The sequence below is a fragment of the Paraliomyxa miuraensis genome (assembly GCF_026337845.1).
Taxonomy (GTDB): Bacteria; Myxococcota_A; Polyangia; order Nannocystales; family Nannocystaceae; genus Paraliomyxa; species Paraliomyxa miuraensis.
Genome location: NZ_JAOVZF010000124.1, coordinates 15,154 through 33,426 on the forward strand (window position 1 = coordinate 15,154; position 18,273 = coordinate 33,426).

Consider the following 18,273-nt stretch of genomic DNA (forward strand, 5'->3'; position numbering starts at 1 on the left):
TCCTTTCGCTCGAGACTGGGCGTCGGGTATGCTCGCGTGCTCCCCCTGCGCACGCCGTGAGCCCCGATCGAGATCCATCCCTGCTGGAGCGGGCGGCCGCCCTCAAGCACGACCTGGGCAAGTACGTCGCCTGGCGCTGCGCCAACTTCGACGACGACGCGTGGACCGGGCCGATGACGGATGCATTGGTGGAGGCGCTGCAGGCCGATCTGTTGCGCACGCGCGAGACTCCCCAGGGAGACCTGACGGCGTGGGAGGTCTTCGAGGCGCATACGGCAGATCTGCCCGCCCCGCTGCCCGAGCCCGAGCTGCGCACGGTGGCGGCGGCGGTGCAGGTGCTGCGGGAGCAGGAGCCCGCCCTGCGAGCGGGCGATCGGGGGCGGCTCGCGGCCGCGCGACCCGCCTTGCGCCAGGCCCAGCACGAGATCCGCAGTGCCCTACGCGACCTCCACCGTCGCCTGATGAGGGAGGGCTGAAGGACCCGCGATGTCCTCGATCCTGATCGTCGACGACGAGGACAAGTACCTCGAGCTGTGCAAGCGCTTCATGCCCGAGCACGTGTTCCTGCCGCCCGCTCGCAACTATCGCGAGGCGGCGCGGCTCTTGGGGCGTCACGGCGACGGCGTGGACCTCGTGCTGCTCGACGTGCACTTCGACATCCCCGAGGCCGATCTGCTGCCGGCCGACAAGTCCTCGCTGATGGCCAAGGGCGATCCGGCGCGCGTGCTCGAGCGGCTGCGGCGAGGGCAGGGGCTGCACATCCTCGATCACCTGCGGCGGGACTACCCCGACCTGCCGGTCATCGTGATGACCTCTCGCGACGATCTGCCGCTCGAGGCCGATGCCGAGCGCCTCAACGCGGAGGACTACACCTACCTGCTCGACGACGACTACCTCGATGCTCGCTCGCTCAAGCTGCAGATCGAGGGGATCCTGGCGCGACGTCGCCGCGCGGCCGCGGCCGCCAACGAGCCGTTCTACTGGGGCGAGACCTCGTCGATGCTGGCCATGCGACGGCGGCTGTCGATCCTGGCCCGCGGACGGCTGCCGATCATCTTGCTGGGCGAGACCGGCACCGGCAAGACGCTGCTCGCCCGCGAGTTCATCCACCACCGCTCGCGCCGCAAGGGCCCGTTCGTGGCCGTCGACCTGTCGACCATCCCTCGCGACCTGATGGCCGCGCACCTGTTCGGGGTGGTCAAGGGCGCCTACACGGGAGCCACCGCCACCCGCGACGGCGTGCTGGCGCGGGCCCACGAGGGCACGCTGTTCCTCGACGAGATCGGCAACCTCAACCTCGACGTGCAAAAGTCGCTGCTGACCGTGCTGCAGGACAGCCGCTACCACCCGGTGGGCTCGGTGGAGGAGCGGCAGGTCGACGTGAAGATCGTGGTGGCGACCAACGAGGATCTGGGCGCGATGGTCCGCGACGGTCGCTTTCGCGAGGACCTGCACATGCGGCTCAACCCGGCCACGGCGGTCACCTTGCCCAGCCTCCGCGCGCGCAAGGACGACTTCCAGGAGCTCATGCGCTCGTTCTTCAACCGCGTGGCGTCCGATCCCTACATTCGCGACCTGCTGGCGCAGTATGCCGAGCAGCGCGGGCTGTGGGTCCCGGATGCGGGGCAGACCATGCCGATCGCGGTGGGGCGCAACGTGCCCACCAAGGTGGATCCGCGACGGATCCACCTGCTGCTGCAGCCGTCGAGCTTCAAGCTGCTGCGCGAGTTCCCGTGGCCCGGCAACTTCCGTCAGCTCGAGATGATGCTCAGCAACCTCGTGGCGCTGACGCTGGTGGACCTGGTCGATCGGGCCGAGCTGGTCGAGCCCGACGATCCCAGCCAGGCCAGCCGACCCGACGTGGTGCCGATCCAGCCGCGCACGGTTCGCGAGCTGCTGCGCCCCATGGAGGTCCGCGAGGTGGCGAGCGCGACGTCGCACGAAGGGGTGGTGGAGGCCGAGGACGGCAGCCACCACCTGGGGGTCAAGCTCGAGCCGGGAGACTCGCTCAACGCGGTCAGCTGCGCGGTCGAGCGCCAGTACCTCGAGGCGCTCTACGAGAAATACCAGGGAGACCTCGCGCGTATCGCGAAGATCTTGCTCGATGATCCCTCGGGGGGCCGCAAGGTGCAGCTCCGCATGAACCAGCTCGGCATCAAGCTGCGCAAGCTCAAGCGACGGACGCAGCGATGAGGGGCTCGTGGGTGATCACGTGGGTGAGCCCGCTGTGCGGGTGGTTGCTGCTCGGGTGGCTGTGGGCCGGCGGCGGCGCGGCGGCCGTGGCGGCGCCGCCTCCCGACGACGGCAAGGGGCTGCCCGGGGTCGACGACGAGCCGTCGGGAACGCTGCCGCGACCGCCGGACGCGGCGGACGACGACGGGGGCGCGGAGACCGACGGCGGCGAGCCGCAGCTCACCGAGCAGCAGAAGTTCGAGATGCGCCAGCGGATCTTCGACGAGCACCTGCGCAAGGCCCAGGCGGCGCAGCGCAAGGATCGTCACCACGAGGCGCTGCGCGAGTTCTCGGCGGCGCTCGAGCTGCAGCCCGGTGATCCGGCGGCGCTGCTCGGGCGCGCCGAGTCGCGCAAGGCCAAGACCCCTCCGGGTCGCTGCCCCCGGCAGGCGCTCGGCGACCTGATGGCGCTCGAGACCTACGATCCGAAGGGCACGTGGATCGAGCAGCGCGGGGTCGCGCTGCAGTGGATGGGGCTGTGCGGCAGCAGCCACGCCAAGGAGCGCCTGGCCCTGGCGACCGTGCTGGCGGTCGAGGATCCCGGAGCACCCGGACGCCCCGACGACGTGCGGGCGGTGGTGGCGGAGCTGCAGGTCGCCGCGGCCGAGCGCAGCAAGGACGACGGCGAGCGCGAGCTGCTGCGCGCCGAGGCGCTGGCCGAGCTCGAGCGCTATCGCAAGGAGTGCGAGGCCCACGAGCGTGCGCCGGTGGCGAGGGCCCTGCGCCTGCGGGCCGACATCCTGCACGCCAACGACGACATCGCGGGGGCCATCGAGGCCTATCAGGCGCTGCTGGCCGCCCATGCGGGGGCGCCCGAGACCAAGGGCGCCAGCGAGATCATCGACAAGCTCGAGTTCGAGTCGAGCCTGCGCGACCTCGAGAAGACGCAGGGCTTTCGGCCCGACGCCGTGGCCGAGGCCGCCTACGATCGCGGAGAGGCGGCGCTGCGGGCCGGCGACCTCGCCACGGCCGAGCGCGAGCTGCACGTCGCGATCGAGCAGTCACCGTGGTTTCCGCGGGCGTATCACCTGCGCGGCGTGGTGCTGGCCCGCACCGGTCGCTTCCTCGAGGCGGTCGAGGATCTCAAGCGGGCGATCCAGATGGATCGCTCCGACTACCAGGCCCAGATGACGCTGGGGCTCATCTACAAGAAGGAGTTCGCCGGGGCCGAGGACGAGCAGGCCATCGAGCACCTCGAGGCGGCGCTGCGCCTGCGCCCCGATCTGCACCGGCTGCACCTGCTGCTCGGCGAGCTCTACGCCCGCACCGACCGCGAGCTGGCCCGAGAGCACTACAGCGACTTCCTCGAGCTCTCCGATGCCGACGACCCCGAGGCGCAGCAGGCCGCGCGCGCGCTGGCGGAGCTCGAGCGCGAGATCCGACGCGACGAGCCGCTGGCGATTCCGCCGCCGCCCGAGAAGTCGCTGCTGTTGCTCGACCCCAAGCTCCAGCACCTCATCAACACCGCGTACCTGCAGGGGACCGAGCACCAGGACTGGAAGGGGGCCGAGAAGGTGCTGTTGCGGGCGCGCGACGAGTTCCCCGACGAGCCCGAGGTGCTGAACCAGCTCGCGCGGGTGGTCTACGCGCAGCAGCGCGAGGGCGACGCGCGGCGCTACTGGGAGCAGAGCCTGCAAAAGCGCGAGGATCAGGCCGAGGTGCACGAGCGGCTGGGGCTGCTGCTCCGCAGCGCGCTGCCCGACGAGGCCATCCCGCACCTCGAGCGCGCGGCCGAGCTGCGCTCGCTGACCGCTCGCTTCGCGCTGGCGGAGCTGCTGTGGGAGCAAAACCAGCCGCTCGAGGCCTCACGCCAGCTCGACCTCTACCTGGCCGAGGCCGGCGACTACGATCTGCACTGGGATCGGGCGCAGGCCCTGCGCCAGGAGATCGACGCGCGCTTCTTCCAGTTCTACCTGGCGGCGGGGGTGGTGCTCACGCTCATCATCGTGGTGCCCGCGTGGCGGATCCACCGGCACTACCGCGGAGCGTCGCTCGCCCAGCTGCTCGAGCGCGAGCCCAAGAGCTTCCCCGAGGTCGCGCGGATCCTCAGCCTCATCCGCCACGAGATCCTCAAGCACAACACCGCGTTCCTCGCCGACGTGGGCCGCGCCCTCGAGCTCGATGCGCCCGACGCCGATCAGCGCGCGGCGGTGCTGGCCCAGCGCATGTTCGGCGACGGCAGCGGCATCGACGATCGTCGGCGCCGAGACACCCGCGACCGGCGGGGGCGGGTGGCCGGGGGGATCTACGGGCGCTTCCTGGGCTACGTGAGCGAGCTCGAGCAGGTCGCCCGGGCCCACCGGGTCACGCTCAACCTCTATCGCAAGGATCCGATCTTCCGCCCCATGATCAAGGCCTTCGAGGAGCTCGCGTCGCGCAGCGCTCAGCTCCGTCGCCCCGAGCGGCTGCGCAGCGGGGACAAGCTCGAGCTGGCCAAGGTGCTGGGCCGCACCGGCAACGTGCTGGGCCGGCAGGCGTTCGAGCGGCTCTCGGGGGTGATCCGCGAGCTGTGCGTGGTCGACGTGGACGGCGTGCTGGTCCAGGAGGTCTACGACCAGGTCGCGGGCGAGGAGCAGTTCGTGGGCCACCAGCTCGCTCCGCTCACGGTGATGGGCGAGGGGGGGACGGTGCGGATCTTCCGGACCGATTTCGAGGACATCCTGGCCAACGTCTTGCGCAACTCGCTGCGCTCCAGCGTGCTCTATGCCCGCCCGCCCGTGGGCCTGGGGATCGATCTCGGGGCCGAGGTCGACGAGATCACGGGGCTGTCCTCGGTCGTGATCCGGGTGATGGATCGCTCGCCCGAGCCGCTGTCGACCGAGATGCTCCGCGGTCGCTACGTCGAGCGCGGCATGGGCATCACCGTCGACCTGCTGTCGCGCTATGATGGCGCGATCTCGGTCGAGAGCGCACCGGGGTGGAGCAAGGCGGTGGTGCTGCGATTCTTCACCGTCGAGGACGAAGCCATCACTGGAGTCGCAGCGTGAACGGACGACCCAACGACGTGCCCATCGACGTACTGGTCGTCGAGGACGGCAACGAGTACCTCACCAACCTCACCACGTTCGTGGCCGACGGCTTCACCTATCGGCAGGCGCAGAGCGGCGAGGCGGCCTGCCAGATGATCGCGCAGCGTCGCCCCGATCTGGTCTACCTCGACATGCGCTTCGACCGGACGCCGGAGGAGGCGTTGCTCGGCAACCTGGTGGAGCTGTCGGCGCGCTTCAACGGCGACGTGGCTCGAGCCCGGCGGTTCCAGCAGGACAACCAGGGGCTGTTCGTGCTGCGGGCGCTTCGCGAGACGGGCTACGTGGGGCCCGTGATCCTCAGCTACGACTTCGGCCCCGAGGAGCGCCGCTTCCGGGCGCTGTCGGCCAAGGACCCCGCGCTGCGCTACTGCCCGGACTACGCCGACGCGGCGACGATCCGCGCGGCGATCATCGCGGCAGTACAGGGACGATCATGAGCAACGGCACCACCCGTGAGGGAGAGATCCTGGCCATTCGCGTGATGGCGATGCCGGCCGACACCAACGCGCACGGCACCATCTTCGGCGGCTACGTGCTCGGTCTCATCGATCAGGCGGGCGCGGTGGCGGCCCATCGCGCCGGGGCCAGCCAGGTCGTCACGGTGGCGATGCGCGAGGTGGAGTTCAAGGCCCCGGTGCACGTGGGCGATGCGGTCTCGTGCTATGCGCGGGTGATCCGGCGCGGGCGCACCTCCATCACCACGTGCGTGCGCGTGGTGGCCGAGAGCCCCACGGCGCGGGCGCGGGGCGTGTCCCCGCGCGAGGTCACCGAGGCCGAGGCGGTCTACGTGCAGGTCGACGAGCACGGGCGGCCGCTGCCGCTCGATCTCGTGGAGCCCAGGGACGAGTAGCCCGGCCGGCTCGCCCGCCCGCCCGCCCGCTCGGCTCGGCCGGCTCGCCCGGTTCGCCCGGCTCGCCCCGGGTGGCCCCTCGGTGGGCTCGCGACGCGGTGCAAGGTCTTCGGCTCGCCCGCCCGGCGAGGGTTGGTACCCTGGGCACCATGAAGACGCTTCGCCTCGCCCTGTTGGGTCTCGGGATCGCAACGCTGTGCGCCAGCGGCTGTGCCGAGCGTCCCGGACAGAAGAAGGATGACGACAAGAAGGCCGACAAGAAGGACGGCAGCGGCAAGGACGACAAGAAGACCGACAAGAAGAGCTGAGCGCCGTTCTCGATGCGCCTGCCGCTCCGTCATCCTCCGCCCGATCGCGATCCGCCGCCGCGGCGCTGCGCTCACCTCGATGCGCTGGCGGCCGCGGCCGTGGGCCTGCCGCTCGGGCCCGCGGCCGATCTGGTGGCTCCGGGGCGCTCGCGTGGGCGCCACGGCAACGCGCTGCAGTGGCACCTGGGCCTTGCGTCCCACGATGCCGAGGCCAAGCTCGACTGGGAGGACCGGATCGAGATCAAGCTGGTCTCGGTGTGGCTGCGGGCCGGCGCGGTGGTCTGCGACAAGCTCAAGGTGAGCGACATCGCGGTCGATCCCTGGCACAAGCTCTCCAACGTGCTGTGGGTGTTCGCCGACCGGCTCACGCGGGTGGTGGTGGGGACCCGGGCGTGGGGGCTGCGAGGCGGAGTGCGAGCGCGGCTGGCTCGCTCGTGGTCGCTCGATCCCCACTTCGACCAGCCGGATTTGTTCGTGGAGGCGCGCGAGCGGGCCGACGGGAGCGCGGCGCCTTCCTATTATCTGAGCGCGCGCTGGCTCGGGTCCGAGGGGCTGCTGCCCGCCCCGGGGCCGGGGATCTTCTCGTTCGATGCCCGATGGTGGGGCCAGTCCCGAGCCGAGCACGGCCGGGATCCGCTGCCGTCGGTGGCCGTGTCACCCCACGGTCAGCAGCGGTGCGGCCGGTGCGGAGGCCCCCTGCGCTTCGATCCCGAGGCGGTGGTGGCCGATGGCTGGGCGCCCGCCCACCATGGCATGCCCCTTGGACCCGCTTGCGCGCCACGCGGGCACTTCGTGGTCGATGGGCATCGATTGCTGCTGCCCCCCGAGCTGCCGGCCGAGGACATGCTCGATGCGCTGGAGCGGCGGATCGCTCCGGATGCGGTCTGGCGGCTCAGCGAGCGCGTCATCGAGCCGGACGATCACCTGCACGAGCCCACGCCATGACAGCCACGTCGCGGTGCGCATGCCGTTGCGCGGACCCTCGTTGGGCACGGGGCGTGTCGCCGGTTGCACGGGCGCAAAAACGAAGACCCGGAGTCGCTGACCAAGCGCCTCCGGGTCCCCCCCAGTCAAATCTCTCTGTTACAGCACCGACCGAGTCGCGCCATGGAGCGCGCACGTTCATTGACAGGCCAAGCTACCGTAATTCAAGGACTAAGGTAGGAGAAGCGAAGCCAGGATCTGGGTCGAGCCAGCGGGCTCGTAGACCAAGCGAGATCAGGCAAAGCCAAGGTCAGAGCAAGCGAAGGGGTAATCCAAGGAGGGGTGAGCGACGTAAGGATATGGACGTTTGCTGATCCGGGGTCGCTCGGCCCGGCGGATGCCCCCGTCCAAGCAGGTGCTGGGCCAACTTGGCAATCGAATCGCCAAACGGTTGGAATCATTGGCGCCTAAATGTCATCCACCGGGCCGAGGGCGCGGCGTTGGCCCCAGGTATGACGCGGATGTCCGAGTCGGCGCTGGCCCGCGCGGGGCCGCTACGACACCAATGTCGTGCGTGGGCTCGAACCGACGCACCGGATGCGGTCCGCGCCTGGGCCGGGGCGGCCCCGTGAAGGGCGTGCCGGGTCGTGCTACACGCCCGGCCAAGGAGGAGGGACGAGGTGCCACAGCCGGGCAGCAAACCAAGGATCGCGATCATAGGAGGCACGGGCTACGGCGGCGCGGAGCTCTGCCGCTTGCTGCTCGCCCATCCCGGGGTCGAGCTGTCGCGGGTCACCAGCATCGATCACGTGGACGAGCCGCTCGAGGCGGTGCACCTGAACCTGCATCGCACGGGCCTTTGCTTCCGCAACATCCCCCCACGGGAGGCGGCGCAGGGGGTCGACGTGGTGTTCCTGGCGCTGCCCCACAAGGTGAGCGCCACGCTGGCGCCGGAGCTGGCCGAGGTCTCGGCGCGGGTCATCGATCTCTCGGGCGACTTCCGCCTCCGCGATCGCGACGCCTACGCGCGCTTCTACGGCGGCGCGCACCCGCACCCCGAGCACCTCGGGGGGTTCGTCTACGGCTTGCCCGAGCTGCACCGCGAGGCGATCGCCAAGGCCCGCCGGGTGGCCTCGCCGGGCTGCTTCGCCACCACGATCGCGCTGGGCCTGCTGCCGCTGGCGGCGGCGGGGCTCTTGCGGGGACCGATCCACACGGTGGCGGCCACGGGCTCGTCGGGCAGCGGTGCCTATGCGCAGCCGGGGACCCATCACCCGCTGCGGGCCAACAACCTCAAGATCTACAAGGCGCTGCAGCATCAGCACACGCCGGAGATCGAGCAGACCCTTGGCGATGCGTGTGCGCGGGGGGGGCACGAGGCGAGCGTGTCGCTGCAGTTCGTGCCGGTGTCGGCTCCGCTGCCGCGCGGGATCCTGGCCAACAGCTTCGTGCAGCTGCCGCCCGAGGTCGACGCGGCGCGGGTGGACTCGCTCTACCGCGAGTTCTACGAGGGCGCCGCGTTCGTGCGCCTGCTGGGCACCGAGCGCCAGGCCGAGGTGGTGGCGATCAAGGGCAGCATGTGGGCCGATGTGTCGTGGACCGTGGGCGAGGTGGTCGCGGGGCAGCGGCAGCTCGTGGTGACCAGCGCGCTCGACAACCTGGTCAAGGGCGGCGCGGGGCAGGCGGTCCAGTCCATGAACCTCATGCTCGGTCTGCCCGAGACCCTGGGCATCGACGCCCCGGCGCTTTGGCCATGAACACCACGGCCACCACCACGGCCCTGCTCAAGCTCGGTGGCGAGGTCGTCGCCGAGGAGTCGGCCCTGCGGGCCGTGCTGGCCGACGTGCGGGCGCTGTGCGAGGCCGGCTGGCGCTTCGTGCTGTGCCACGGGGGCGGCCCCCAGGCGGGGGCGCTCCAGGAGCGGCTCGGCGTGCCCACCGTCAAGGTGGGCGGTCGCCGGGTCACGGATCCGCCGACCTTGCAGATCATGAAGCAGGTGCTCGCGGGCGAGGTGAGCGTGGATCTCGTGGCCGCTGCGGTGGCCGCGGGGCTCCCGGCCGTGGGCCTGTCGGGGGTCAGCTGCGGCCTGGTCACCGCCCATCGCCGTCCTCCCGCCAGGGTGAGCGGGGGAGGGGACGCGCCGGTCGATTTCGGGTTCGTGGGGGACATCGACGAGATCCGGCCGGCGGTGCTGCTGCACCTGTGGGCGGGGGGCTACGTTCCGGTCCTCAACAGTCTGGGCCTGGACGGCTCGACGGATCCCCAGCGAGCCACCCGGCAGGTCTACAACATCAACGCCGATACGGTCGCTTCGGCCGTGGCGGCGGCGCTGCGCGTGGATCACCTGTTCCTGGTGACGGGAATCGGGGGGGTGATGCGGGACAAGGACGACCCCACGACCCGGATTCCCGTGCTCCACGCCAGCGAGGCTCGTCAGGCGATCGCCGATGGGACCGTCGTCGGCGGTATGATTCCCAAGATCGAAGAAGCGCTCGACAACCTCCGGCACGGCATCGGGGCCGTGCACATCATCGGACCCCGCGCCGGCTGCCTGGAACAGGCGGCGCGCCGACCCGGGACGCAGGGCACGGCCTTGCTTCCCGACGACGCGTGATCGTCGAGCCCGAGCCGACCCCCGACCGACCCGACCCGACCCGACCCGACCCGATCCCAGTCGCCATGCCCTCGAACGAAGACGCCGAACCTCCATCGAGTCCTTCTGCTTCGCACGCACGCTCGCGGGACGAGGCGCTCCACCGTGCGGTGAGCGAGGCGTTCGAGCCGCTTCAAGTCCCGCTGCTGCGGCGCCTGGTCGATCAGCCCAGCCACACCGAGGCGCGAGAGGACGTCGAGGCGGTGGCTCGCATCCTCGACGAGCAGGCGGAGGGGCTGGGTCTGCAGATCGAGCGGTTCGCCGATCCCGAGGGGGTCCATGCCGATCATCGGGTGTACCGCACGCCGGCGACCGGGCCCGAGGACTCGAGCCTGGCGCTGGTCGGGCACGCGGACACCGTGTTCCCGCGGAGCATGGGGTTCCTGACGATGACCCGCGACGACGGGCCCGAGGGTCCGGAGACGGGTGACGTCGTGCGTGGGCCGGGCGTGCTCGACATGAAGTCGGGGCTGACGTCGATGCTGTTCGCGCTGCGGGCCCTGCGGTCGGTGGACCCGGGGCTCTACGCGCGCTTGCGGCTGCGGCTCGTGTGCGTCAGCGACGAGGAGGTGGGCTCGCCGAGCAGCGCGCCCCTGTTCGCCGCGCTGGCGCCCCGGCTCACGGGGGCCCTGGTCGCCGAGGCGGGGCGGGCCGAGGATCGCATCGTGACCTCTCGGGCCGGCAGCGCGCGGTTCGAGTTCGTGGTGCACGGCAAGGCGGCGCACGCGGGCAACCAGCATGCGGAGGGGATCAACGCGATCGCCGTGCTGGCGCGGCTGGTGATCGGGGCCGAGGCGATCACCGACCATGATCGCGGGATCACGGTCAACGTGGGCATCATCGCGGGCGGCACCGCCAAGAACACGGTGCCCGACTTCGCGCGCTGCGTGATCGACTCGCGCTTCGTGACGGTGGCCGACGCCGAGGAGGTGGTGGCGCGGATGCAGGCGCTGGCGGCGGATCCGTTCGCGGAGGAGACGGCCCGGGGGGTCGAGGTCCCGGCGCGGCTGCGGCAGGCGCGGGTGGAGCTGCGGGGAGGGGTGAGCCGCCCGCCCATGGAGGTGCGGCCGGGCACGCAGGCGCTGCGGCTGCGCTACGAGGCGCACGCGGCCGCGGCGGGGCTGCGGGTGGGCGAGGCGCCCCGGCAGGGTGGGGGCAGCGATGCCAACCTGCTGGCCGCCCACGGGGTGCCGTGCATCGACGGGCTCGGGCCCGCGGGGGCGTTCTTCCACAACCCGCAGGAGTGGAGCAGCCTGTCGAGCCTGCGCCGACGCACGCAGGCGCTGGCGTGCATGCTGGCCGAGGAGGCCGACCGGAGCGCGGGGCCGCGCGAGCCCTCGGCGGGCGCGGGCGGGCTCGGGCGTGGTGAGGGAGGTGCGTCGTGAGCGACGCGGACACCCTGGGGATCTTGACGATCCTGCTGTGCCTGGGCGGCAGCATGTTCTTCTCGAGCAGCGAGACCGCGCTGACCAGCCTCGGGCCCCACCAGGCGCGCAAGATCCTCGAGGAGGGCGGGCGGCACGCCAAGACGGTGGCCACGTGGGTGGAGCGACCGGTGCGGGTGTTGTCGACGATCCTCGTGGGCAACAACGTGGCCAACACGCTGATGGGCTCGGTGGCCACGGCGCTGGCCATTCGGCACCTCGGCGGCGGCAACTGGGGCGAGTACGCGGTGCCGGTGGCGGTGTTCTTCACCACCGCGCTGCTGCTGGTGTTCGGCGAGATCCTGCCCAAGGCGGCGGGGCGGCTCTACTCGCAGCGCATGGCCCTGCCGGTGCTCGCGGCGCTGAACGTGCTCGATCGGATCCTTGCGCCCATCACCTGGGCCCTGGCCAAGCTCACCGACCTGATGCTGCGGCGGGTGGATCCCGAGGAGTCCGCGCCCAAGGTCACGGCCGACGAGCTCGACTACCTGGTCAAGGTGGGGCAGCGCGAGGGGTCGATCCCGGCCGATCAGGCCGCGCTGCTGCGGGGGATCTTTCGCTTCGAGGACAAGATCGTTCGCGACATCATGGTGGCGCGCGATCGGGTCACCGCGATCGATCTGGACTGGGACATCCAGCGGGTGATCGAGCGCGCCCACGGATCGGGACACAGCCGCATGCCGGTCTACGAGGGCGACCTCGACCACATCAAGGGCGTGCTGCACATCAAGCAGCTCGTGGGTCTTCGGCACCCGGGGCGCGCCGACATCAAGCGGTTGATGCGGGCGCCGATGTTCGTGAGCGAGAGCCTGCTCATCCAGGATCTGCTCCAGCGATTTCGGGAGCAGCGGGTGCACATGGCGATCGTGGTCGACGACGGCGGGCGCACGGTGGGGGTGGTGACCCTCGAGGACGTGCTCGAGCAGATCGTGGGTCAGATCTTCGACGAGAGCGACCATGCGCCGGCCGGGGCCGCGGTGGAGCACGCGGGGGTGCTGCACCTCGATGGTCAGGCCAGCCTGACGCGGATCGAAGAGAAGTTCGAGGTCGAGTTCGACGAGCTCGAAGGGGTGGACAGCATCGGTGACCTGCTCACCCAGCTCGCGGGGCAGATGCCCACGCCGGGCTCCGTGTTCGTGTACGAGGGCATCCGCTACAAGGTGCTCGCGGCCAACGACCGACGGGTGATCCGCGTGAGCGCGGAGCAGATCGAGTTCGAGGACGAGGACGACTGAGCTCAGTCCTCCACGGCCACGCAGCGGCCGTAGATGGCGTGGCGGGGGATCCATCCGTTGATGCCGCCGCGGTTGTTGCCGATGAGCCAGCGGCGGTGCGGGCCGTGGCTCCGTATCGCCTTGACGAGGTGGAGGAAGTCGCGGCCGTGCACGCGGCACAGCACGACGTCGCCCACCTGTGGCTCACGATCGGGCTCGGGCACCACGGTCACCCGCTGCCCGCTCTCGATCCGACCCCGCATGGAATTGCCGTGGGGCCGGAACTGGACCGAGCACCCGGCACGCAGGCGCTCGATGTGTGAAGTGGCCCAGCTCATGGGCACCTCCCTTCGTCCGAACGCTCGCGTGAACGCTCGGCTGGACGGTAGCGGGGGTGAGAATCGCACTCACGTCTCCGGGAGGCCGTCCCGGCGTAGGGAGCTACTCCTACTACCCCGCAGTGGGATGGACGAGGGTCTCGGTGGGGGGCTGGGCGTTCGACGAAGCGGCGAGACGAGCCTCGGGCCTGGCACGACCAGGGCGGCCGTGACAGCGGGAGGGTTCGTCTAGTGTCCGGAGTCGTTCGTCGACCTGAGGCCCAGCACCTTCCTCTTCGAGATCCTTGGCGCTCAAGCTACGGGCAAGGTCGGGGAGTGTCAAGCGACCATGTGCATGCGCACGGTCGCGCGCGGGATCGGGGGCGGTCGCGGGGTGGGGCCACTCCAGCGTCCGGGTGGAGCGCGAGGGGTGCCTTTCGCCAGTCATGACCTATCGGAGTGAGGACATGGCGAGGTGCTTCGTGACGCGGTTGCTCACCACCGGCGGTGCAGCAGCTGCGATGTCGGGCCACGCATCCCGGGCGTCGCGGACGAATGCCTCGAGGTCATCCATCACCCGCGAGGTGTCGGCTGGCGCAAGGGATGCAACCTCCAGCAGATTGTCCAATGTCACGTCGGCGAGCTGCATGGGTGGCTCCAACGTGGGTTGCAGTGGCTCCAACCACCGCAGCGAAGAGTACGTGTAAATCGACGGGTACACGACCGTCGAGACCACGTCATAGACCGGCGCGAGCCGTGGGTTCACGCCATCGGGATAGAGAAGCGACCAGTTCTTGAGGTGCGCGTCAGCGTTGCCCGAGAGCACCATGAACGCGAGGCGCCGCATGTATCGTTGAAAATCGTGCTCGCCACACAGTGCATGGATGACGGCCCCGATGCTCCCATAGTGGACCCACTCGAGCTCGATGACCTCCCACGCGTACCGCTCCTCCGGCGGGATGTCGAAGACCTGAGCGAAGTCCTCTTGGTGGATCCGCCGGTCACCGTCCCGGTCGAAACGACGAACGAGGAGGACATCCTGGTCCTCGTCGAAGTCCGCCGGGATGTCCTCGATTTCGGACGCACGAACGATGCGATGCTCGGGCACGTCGAGTCCGCACCGCTGTGCCCATTCCAGCATCGCAAATTCGTTGTCCACCAGGCATTGGTACGCAGGGCTGCCAAGCTTCGCGATCCAGTGTCCGTTGGCGCCCTCGACCGGCATCGTCAGTCGATCGTCGACCTCGGACAGCGCCAGCTTGGGCTGCACGCCCGTGAGTGCGAAGCGAAACGGGTCCTTCGCATCCCGTCGCTGGCGCTCACCGGCCTCGAGCGGGTGAAGGTCGAGCTCATCACTGATGACCCGCACCGCGCCGGGGAGGTTCTCCCCGAGCCGAAGGAGCATCGTATACTCGGGGATCTCCGACGTCCCGAGGCGCCGCTCGACGATCTTGCGCAACGCTCCCTCTGGGAGCAGGTTTCGGAAGTAGTTGGGCAGCGGCGTGCCACGAAACCTGCGTGGTGGCTCGATCAGTTGGTCTTCGAACCATCGGCCGAGCACGGGGCGCGAGGCGGACGTGGCGTACGATGCGTCGAACTCGAGAGTCGTCTGGCCAGCGGCGGTGTCCGGGCGAAGGTCTCCGACGACGACGTCTCCCAACAGCACGCGAGCGCTCATGCGGTACGCCTCGTGAGCGCAGCGAGCGAAGGAGCGTCGTCTCGCTCGAGCTCCATGTGACGGGCGAAGAAGGCCTCGGTCGAGCGCCGGAGCGACTCACCGCGGCGCTCGAAGAATGTCTCGACATCGCCCCGGCGAAGCGCCTTGCGTGCATCGTCATCGATCCCGTGAGAGAACAGCGCGGCATCGTCGGTGCACTCGAGGATGAGGGACTTCGCGGCGGACCCCGACGGGTGCAGCAGCTTGTTGATGGCTCCGGGCTTGGAATGGACTCCGCTGGTGGAGCCGCGCACGATCGGTCGCAGGGCTTCGGTCACTCGGTCACGGAACAGGACGCTCGCGTCCAGGAGCTCCCCGGTCACGAGGCTCCGCGGACGCTGAGCGAGGAGCGCACAGATCATGGCCTTCCCGCGGGCGCTCGCCATGCTGGCCGCGATGGTCCCGCCCCACTGAGCGTCGTCGAGTGAGAGGCCCTCGGGTGAGCCCGTACGTCGAAGCAGCGCCTGCACGGACTCGGCCTCGTCCTCTGTCACATCGTCCACATGCTGCTGCATCGAGCCCGACGCGCCACCGAGGCGCTCGCCGAATGAGCCGCGCCACAGCCAGCGGCGCAGCAGGATCAGGCTCCGGTTGCTGGGGTGGTCGTGGAGCGCGAAGAAGCGTGCCAATATGACGATGGGCAGCTCGTAGGGGCGAACCGCCACGTGGGGAACGTGGGCGGTGGTGCGTAGGAAGATCACGGTGGCACGTAGGGCGCTGGCGGTGCGGATGAGGTCGGCCTCGGCGTCGGCGACATCGAGCGTCCGCGGGTCGAGCTTGCCGACCTCGTCGCCCCGGATCGCTTCGAAGGCCTCGAGGATCGTGGTCGGCTCGATCGGCCCAAACCCGAGATCGGCGAGCTTCGCGTTGACGAGCGCGAGGGCAGTGTTGCCATCCTGGGCGATCTGCGACCCGATCAGCGCATCGAACACCTCGTCGCGGCGCATGGGCTTGCCCGTCGAGTTGATGCGGTCGAATACGTGCCGGAGCGCGTCGATGTCGGCGTGCTCGACGACATAGAGGCCCAGCTCGTGCTCTCGAATGCGCTTGCCGAGCTCGAAGTAGCGGCGCTTGTCCGCGAGCGACATCCACGACGGGACCCACGCGGACAGCACCGCTGCATCGAGCACCAGATGCAGCGGCACCTGCGGAAGGCCTCCGTCGTCCCGCTCCCCACGCGGCGGCGGCCGACCCTCGATTTCGTCGGGCGTGAGCGGGCGGCTGACGACTTCCTCGTGCTCGATGTCGAACACGAGCGCCGTCTCACCTGGCACAGGTGCGCGCCCGAGCCCCTCCCAGAGGGTCGTCAGCCGCTGCTGCCCGTCGATGACGAGGTATCGGTCTCCCTGCGGATTGGCGACGTCCATCACGCCGAGCGGTCGCCCCGTCTCCGTGGAGGGTGGTGGGTTCTTCCACAGGAGCAAGGTGCCGACCGGGTAGCCGCGGTAGATGCTGTCGAGCAGGTCTCGCCGGTCCTTTGGCTCCCACCTGAATGCGCGCTGAAAGGCCGGCATGCGCAAGCGACCTTCGGCTGCGAGCTTGATGACATCCTCGACCGCCATCGAGCCGGCGCTTGCCGCTTTCTGCATCCGGGGCGGCGGAGCCTGCCCGTGGTTCGCGTCCGACCCTGACATCGTGGGCATGATATCAGCTCCGGGGCGGAGGTTGGCTTTCGCGCCCAGTCATGGGCAATCGCCTGCGATCGTGACGGCCATGGGAGAAGGATCGTCCCCATCGGCATCGCGCGAGAATCGGAGGGAGTAGCGGCCGGCGGGCAGCCAGACCTCGAAGTCGAGCTCACGGTAGGGCAAGGCGACGAAGCGCGACGAACATCCGAGCGCGCACTCCTTGATCTCGATCATGCCGTGGGCGTCCCCCGTGGGGGCCGCTTGAATGAGGTAGTCGCCATCCGTGGGGATGTCGATTGCGACGTAGCCGAAGACCTCGTCCTGGGTTGCGTTGCGTGGCACCGTTCGCATCAACTCGTCGGTGGCGTGTGCTCCGTGGCGGCGGCGCAGATGGGCATGGAGGTGCCCCGCTCGCGGGTACCAGCGGTCCGCGAGCGGCACGCCGCCGGCACATGACTCGAGCCCGTCGCGGATGGACCCCCATGTGGTCGGGTCGTTGAAGGCCCGCTTCGCATCGCCCCCGAATGCCACGGCCTCGCCCTCCTCGAAGAATCGATGGGCGGATGGCTCGGATTGCCGTGCCGCGTGGATCAGCTCGTGCTCGTGCGGGGCTTGACTCGTGTAGATCGTGTCACCGAGCTGGCAAGCAATGGCGTTGCACGGGTTCGGTTCTTCCTCCGAGCCGAGCACGTAGAGCGTACGTGGAACCTCGACGTCGAGCGCTGCACCAGCAAGACCCATGTATCGATCCATGTAGGGCAGCGTACCGGCGCACACCTCGGCGGCGTCGTCCTGCGGCGCAATGTCGAGATGCTCGCCGCTCCAGACGATGGGTGGGGCCTCGTCCTGCGGGGGGGCACAGGCCATGCCGCAGCACACGGCGACCCCGGCCCACCGCGACATCCTCATCCGTCGAGCTGCCACTGCTCATTTCTCGCCACACGAGCCTGCACCATGGTTGGCACGTGGCATCTCGGCGTGCTCCGTTTTCGTGTGGTCGGCGTCGGCCGCGGTGTCGATGTCCCGGCCGCTGGGCGCGAGCCCATGGATCGATCCCCGCGGGGCCTTCCGTGCCATCGAGCGGCAGCCGCGGCCGGTGCTCGGGTCGAGGCAGGGCGAACCGAGGTACCCTCGGCCTCCCATGAGCGCACCCCGAAGGCACGGCGAGCGCGGCGGGTCGGCCCGGTCGCGACAAGAGCCGCTCTACGATCTCGAGATTCCAACCCCCTCGCACCCCGAGCGGGCGCGCACGCTGGTGGCGGGCGTGGGCAGCGGAGCGCTGTCGACCGCGGCGGCCGAACTCGACGGTCATCCCTACGGGTCGCTGGTGCTGTTCGCCCTGCACGATGGCTCGCCGGTGCTCCTCATCAGCGAGATGGCCGAGCACACCCGCAACCTGCATGCCTCGCCGCGCTGCTCGCTGCTGGCGGTGGAGGCCGGGCCCGACAACCCGCTCGCGCTCGGTCGCGTGACGCTCGTGGGCACCGTGGCGAGGGCCGCGGGCGAGCGCGAGGCCGCCACCCGCGAGGCGTTCCTGCAGCGTCACCCCGAGGCCGGGTACTACGCCGACTTCGAGGACTTCCACTTCTGGCGCGTGCAGGTCACGGGCGTCCGCTACATCGGTGGCTTCGGCCGCATGTCGTGGGTGGACGCCGAGGGCTGGTACGCGGCCGAGCCCGACCCGCTCATCGGGTCCGCGGCGCGGATCCTCTCGCACATGAACGAGGATCACCGCGATGCCATGCGGCTCTACTGCGAGGCGTTCAGCCGTGCCGGCGCGGTGGACGAGGTGACGATGACCGGCGTGGACCGCTATGGCTTCGAGATGTCGGTGGTCACGCCGCAGGGCCCTCGCCCGGTCCGCATCGCGTTCACCGAGCCCGTCGCCGACGCCGGTGCCGTGCGAGCCCAAATGGTGGCGCTCGTCCAACGCGCCCGCGAGCAGCTCGGGCGTACGCCGCGGTAGCGCGCTGGACA

Annotated in this window: 16 protein-coding genes; 12 read left to right on the plus strand and 4 right to left on the minus strand. The window is 70.2% G+C overall.

The annotated features are described in order from the left end of the window. Positions 1–56: 56 nt before the first annotated feature. The 11 genes from OEB96_RS01920 to OEB96_RS01970 all read left to right on the plus strand — a co-directional run bounded on the left by OEB96_RS01920 (position 57) and on the right by OEB96_RS01970 (position 12,655). On the plus strand, positions 57–476 hold the full coding sequence (locus OEB96_RS01920; protein WP_266213679.1) for a hypothetical protein: 420 nt from the start codon (positions 57–59) through the stop codon (positions 474–476). A gap of 10 nt (positions 477–486) precedes the next feature. Continuing rightward, the gene (locus OEB96_RS01925) at positions 487–2,193 is read left to right on the plus strand and encodes a sigma-54-dependent transcriptional regulator (RefSeq protein ID WP_266213680.1); all 1,707 of its coding nucleotides are present in this window, start codon (positions 487–489) and stop codon (positions 2,191–2,193) included. After that, the gene (locus OEB96_RS01930) at positions 2,190–5,219 is read left to right on the plus strand and encodes a tetratricopeptide repeat protein (protein ID WP_266213681.1); all 3,030 of its coding nucleotides are present in this window, start codon (positions 2,190–2,192) and stop codon (positions 5,217–5,219) included. Before OEB96_RS01925 ends, OEB96_RS01930 begins: the two co-directional genes overlap by 4 nt. After that, positions 5,216–5,698, plus strand: coding sequence for a PleD family two-component system response regulator (locus tag OEB96_RS01935; RefSeq protein WP_266213682.1), 483 nt, complete (start codon positions 5,216–5,218; stop codon positions 5,696–5,698). The genes OEB96_RS01930 and OEB96_RS01935 overlap by 4 nt, the downstream gene beginning before the upstream one ends. Further along, complete coding sequence (locus tag OEB96_RS01940; RefSeq protein ID WP_266213683.1) at positions 5,695–6,111, plus strand: acyl-CoA thioesterase; 417 nt, start codon at positions 5,695–5,697, stop codon at positions 6,109–6,111. Before OEB96_RS01935 ends, OEB96_RS01940 begins: the two co-directional genes overlap by 4 nt. Positions 6,112–6,260: 149 nt before the next feature. Next, complete coding sequence (locus OEB96_RS01945) at positions 6,261–6,419, plus strand: hypothetical protein (RefSeq protein WP_266213684.1); 159 nt, start codon at positions 6,261–6,263, stop codon at positions 6,417–6,419. A 12-nt stretch (positions 6,420–6,431) separates the two neighbouring features. Further along, positions 6,432–7,364 (plus strand): hypothetical protein, encoded by a 933-nt coding sequence (locus tag OEB96_RS01950; RefSeq protein WP_266213685.1) that lies wholly within the window; start codon positions 6,432–6,434, stop codon positions 7,362–7,364. Between the two features lie 659 nt (positions 7,365–8,023). Beyond that, complete coding sequence (gene argC, locus OEB96_RS01955; RefSeq protein WP_266213686.1) at positions 8,024–9,100, plus strand: N-acetyl-gamma-glutamyl-phosphate reductase; 1,077 nt, start codon at positions 8,024–8,026, stop codon at positions 9,098–9,100. Continuing rightward, positions 9,097–9,957 carry an acetylglutamate kinase gene (argB, locus tag OEB96_RS01960; protein ID WP_266213687.1) on the plus strand — a complete coding sequence of 287 codons (861 nt, stop codon included), beginning with the start codon at positions 9,097–9,099 and terminating at the stop codon, positions 9,955–9,957. The genes argC and argB overlap by 4 nt, the downstream gene beginning before the upstream one ends. 149 nt (positions 9,958–10,106) lie before the next feature. Further along, on the plus strand, positions 10,107–11,381 hold the full coding sequence (locus tag OEB96_RS01965; protein WP_266213688.1) for a M20/M25/M40 family metallo-hydrolase: 1,275 nt from the start codon (positions 10,107–10,109) through the stop codon (positions 11,379–11,381). Beyond that, entirely contained in the window at positions 11,378–12,655 is a 1,278-nt protein-coding gene (locus tag OEB96_RS01970; RefSeq protein WP_266213689.1) for a hemolysin family protein, read from the plus strand. The genes OEB96_RS01965 and OEB96_RS01970 overlap by 4 nt, the downstream gene beginning before the upstream one ends. A 2-nt stretch (positions 12,656–12,657) precedes the next feature. Here the strand turns inward: OEB96_RS01970 and OEB96_RS01975 are convergent, their stop codons facing one another. From OEB96_RS01975 to OEB96_RS01990, 4 genes are all read right to left on the minus strand, one after another. Further along, on the minus strand, positions 12,658–12,972 hold the full coding sequence (locus tag OEB96_RS01975; protein WP_266213690.1) for a hypothetical protein: 315 nt from the start codon (positions 12,970–12,972) through the stop codon (positions 12,658–12,660). 430 nt (positions 12,973–13,402) lie between these two features. Then, positions 13,403–14,629 (minus strand): type II toxin-antitoxin system HipA family toxin, encoded by a 1,227-nt coding sequence (locus OEB96_RS01980; RefSeq protein ID WP_266213691.1) that lies wholly within the window; start codon positions 14,627–14,629, stop codon positions 13,403–13,405. Beyond that, a complete protein-coding gene (locus OEB96_RS01985; RefSeq protein ID WP_266213692.1) occupies positions 14,626–16,302 on the minus strand; it encodes a DUF262 domain-containing protein in 1,677 nt (558 codons plus the stop codon). Before OEB96_RS01985 ends, OEB96_RS01980 begins: the two co-directional genes overlap by 4 nt. 48 nt (positions 16,303–16,350) lie before the next feature. Next, complete coding sequence (locus tag OEB96_RS01990) at positions 16,351–17,199, minus strand: hypothetical protein (RefSeq protein WP_266213693.1); 849 nt, start codon at positions 17,197–17,199, stop codon at positions 16,351–16,353. A gap of 238 nt (positions 17,200–17,437) precedes the next feature. Here OEB96_RS01990 and OEB96_RS01995 point away from each other — a divergent pair, with 238 nt between their 5' ends. Further along, the gene (locus tag OEB96_RS01995; protein WP_266213694.1) at positions 17,438–18,262 is read left to right on the plus strand and encodes a HugZ family pyridoxamine 5'-phosphate oxidase; all 825 of its coding nucleotides are present in this window, start codon (positions 17,438–17,440) and stop codon (positions 18,260–18,262) included. Positions 18,263–18,273 lie beyond the last annotated feature (11 nt).

Bases quoted from the DNA above. Each gene is read 5' to 3' on its own strand.
- OEB96_RS01925 (WP_266213680.1), top strand. From the start codon at position 487: ATGTCCTCGATCCTGATCGTCGACGACGAGGACAAGTACCTCGAGCTG.
- OEB96_RS01930 (WP_266213681.1), top strand. From the start codon at position 2,190: ATGAGGGGCTCGTGGGTGATCACGTGGGTGAGCCCGCTGTGCGGGTGG.
- OEB96_RS01940 (WP_266213683.1), top strand. From the start codon at position 5,695: ATGAGCAACGGCACCACCCGTGAGGGAGAGATCCTGGCCATTCGCGTG.
- OEB96_RS01945 (WP_266213684.1), top strand. From the start codon at position 6,261: ATGAAGACGCTTCGCCTCGCCCTGTTGGGTCTCGGGATCGCAACGCTG.
- OEB96_RS01950 (WP_266213685.1), top strand. From the start codon at position 6,432: ATGCGCCTGCCGCTCCGTCATCCTCCGCCCGATCGCGATCCGCCGCCG.
- argB (WP_266213687.1), top strand. From the start codon at position 9,097: ATGAACACCACGGCCACCACCACGGCCCTGCTCAAGCTCGGTGGCGAG.
- OEB96_RS01975 (WP_266213690.1), bottom strand. From the start codon at position 12,972: ATGAGCTGGGCCACTTCACACATCGAGCGCCTGCGTGCCGGGTGCTCG.
- OEB96_RS01980 (WP_266213691.1), bottom strand. From the start codon at position 14,629: ATGAGCGCTCGCGTGCTGTTGGGAGACGTCGTCGTCGGAGACCTTCGC.
- OEB96_RS01985 (WP_266213692.1), bottom strand. From the start codon at position 16,302: ATGTCAGGGTCGGACGCGAACCACGGGCAGGCTCCGCCGCCCCGGATG.
- OEB96_RS01990 (WP_266213693.1), bottom strand. From the start codon at position 17,199: ATGTCGCGGTGGGCCGGGGTCGCCGTGTGCTGCGGCATGGCCTGTGCC.
- OEB96_RS01995 (WP_266213694.1), top strand. From the start codon at position 17,438: ATGAGCGCACCCCGAAGGCACGGCGAGCGCGGCGGGTCGGCCCGGTCG.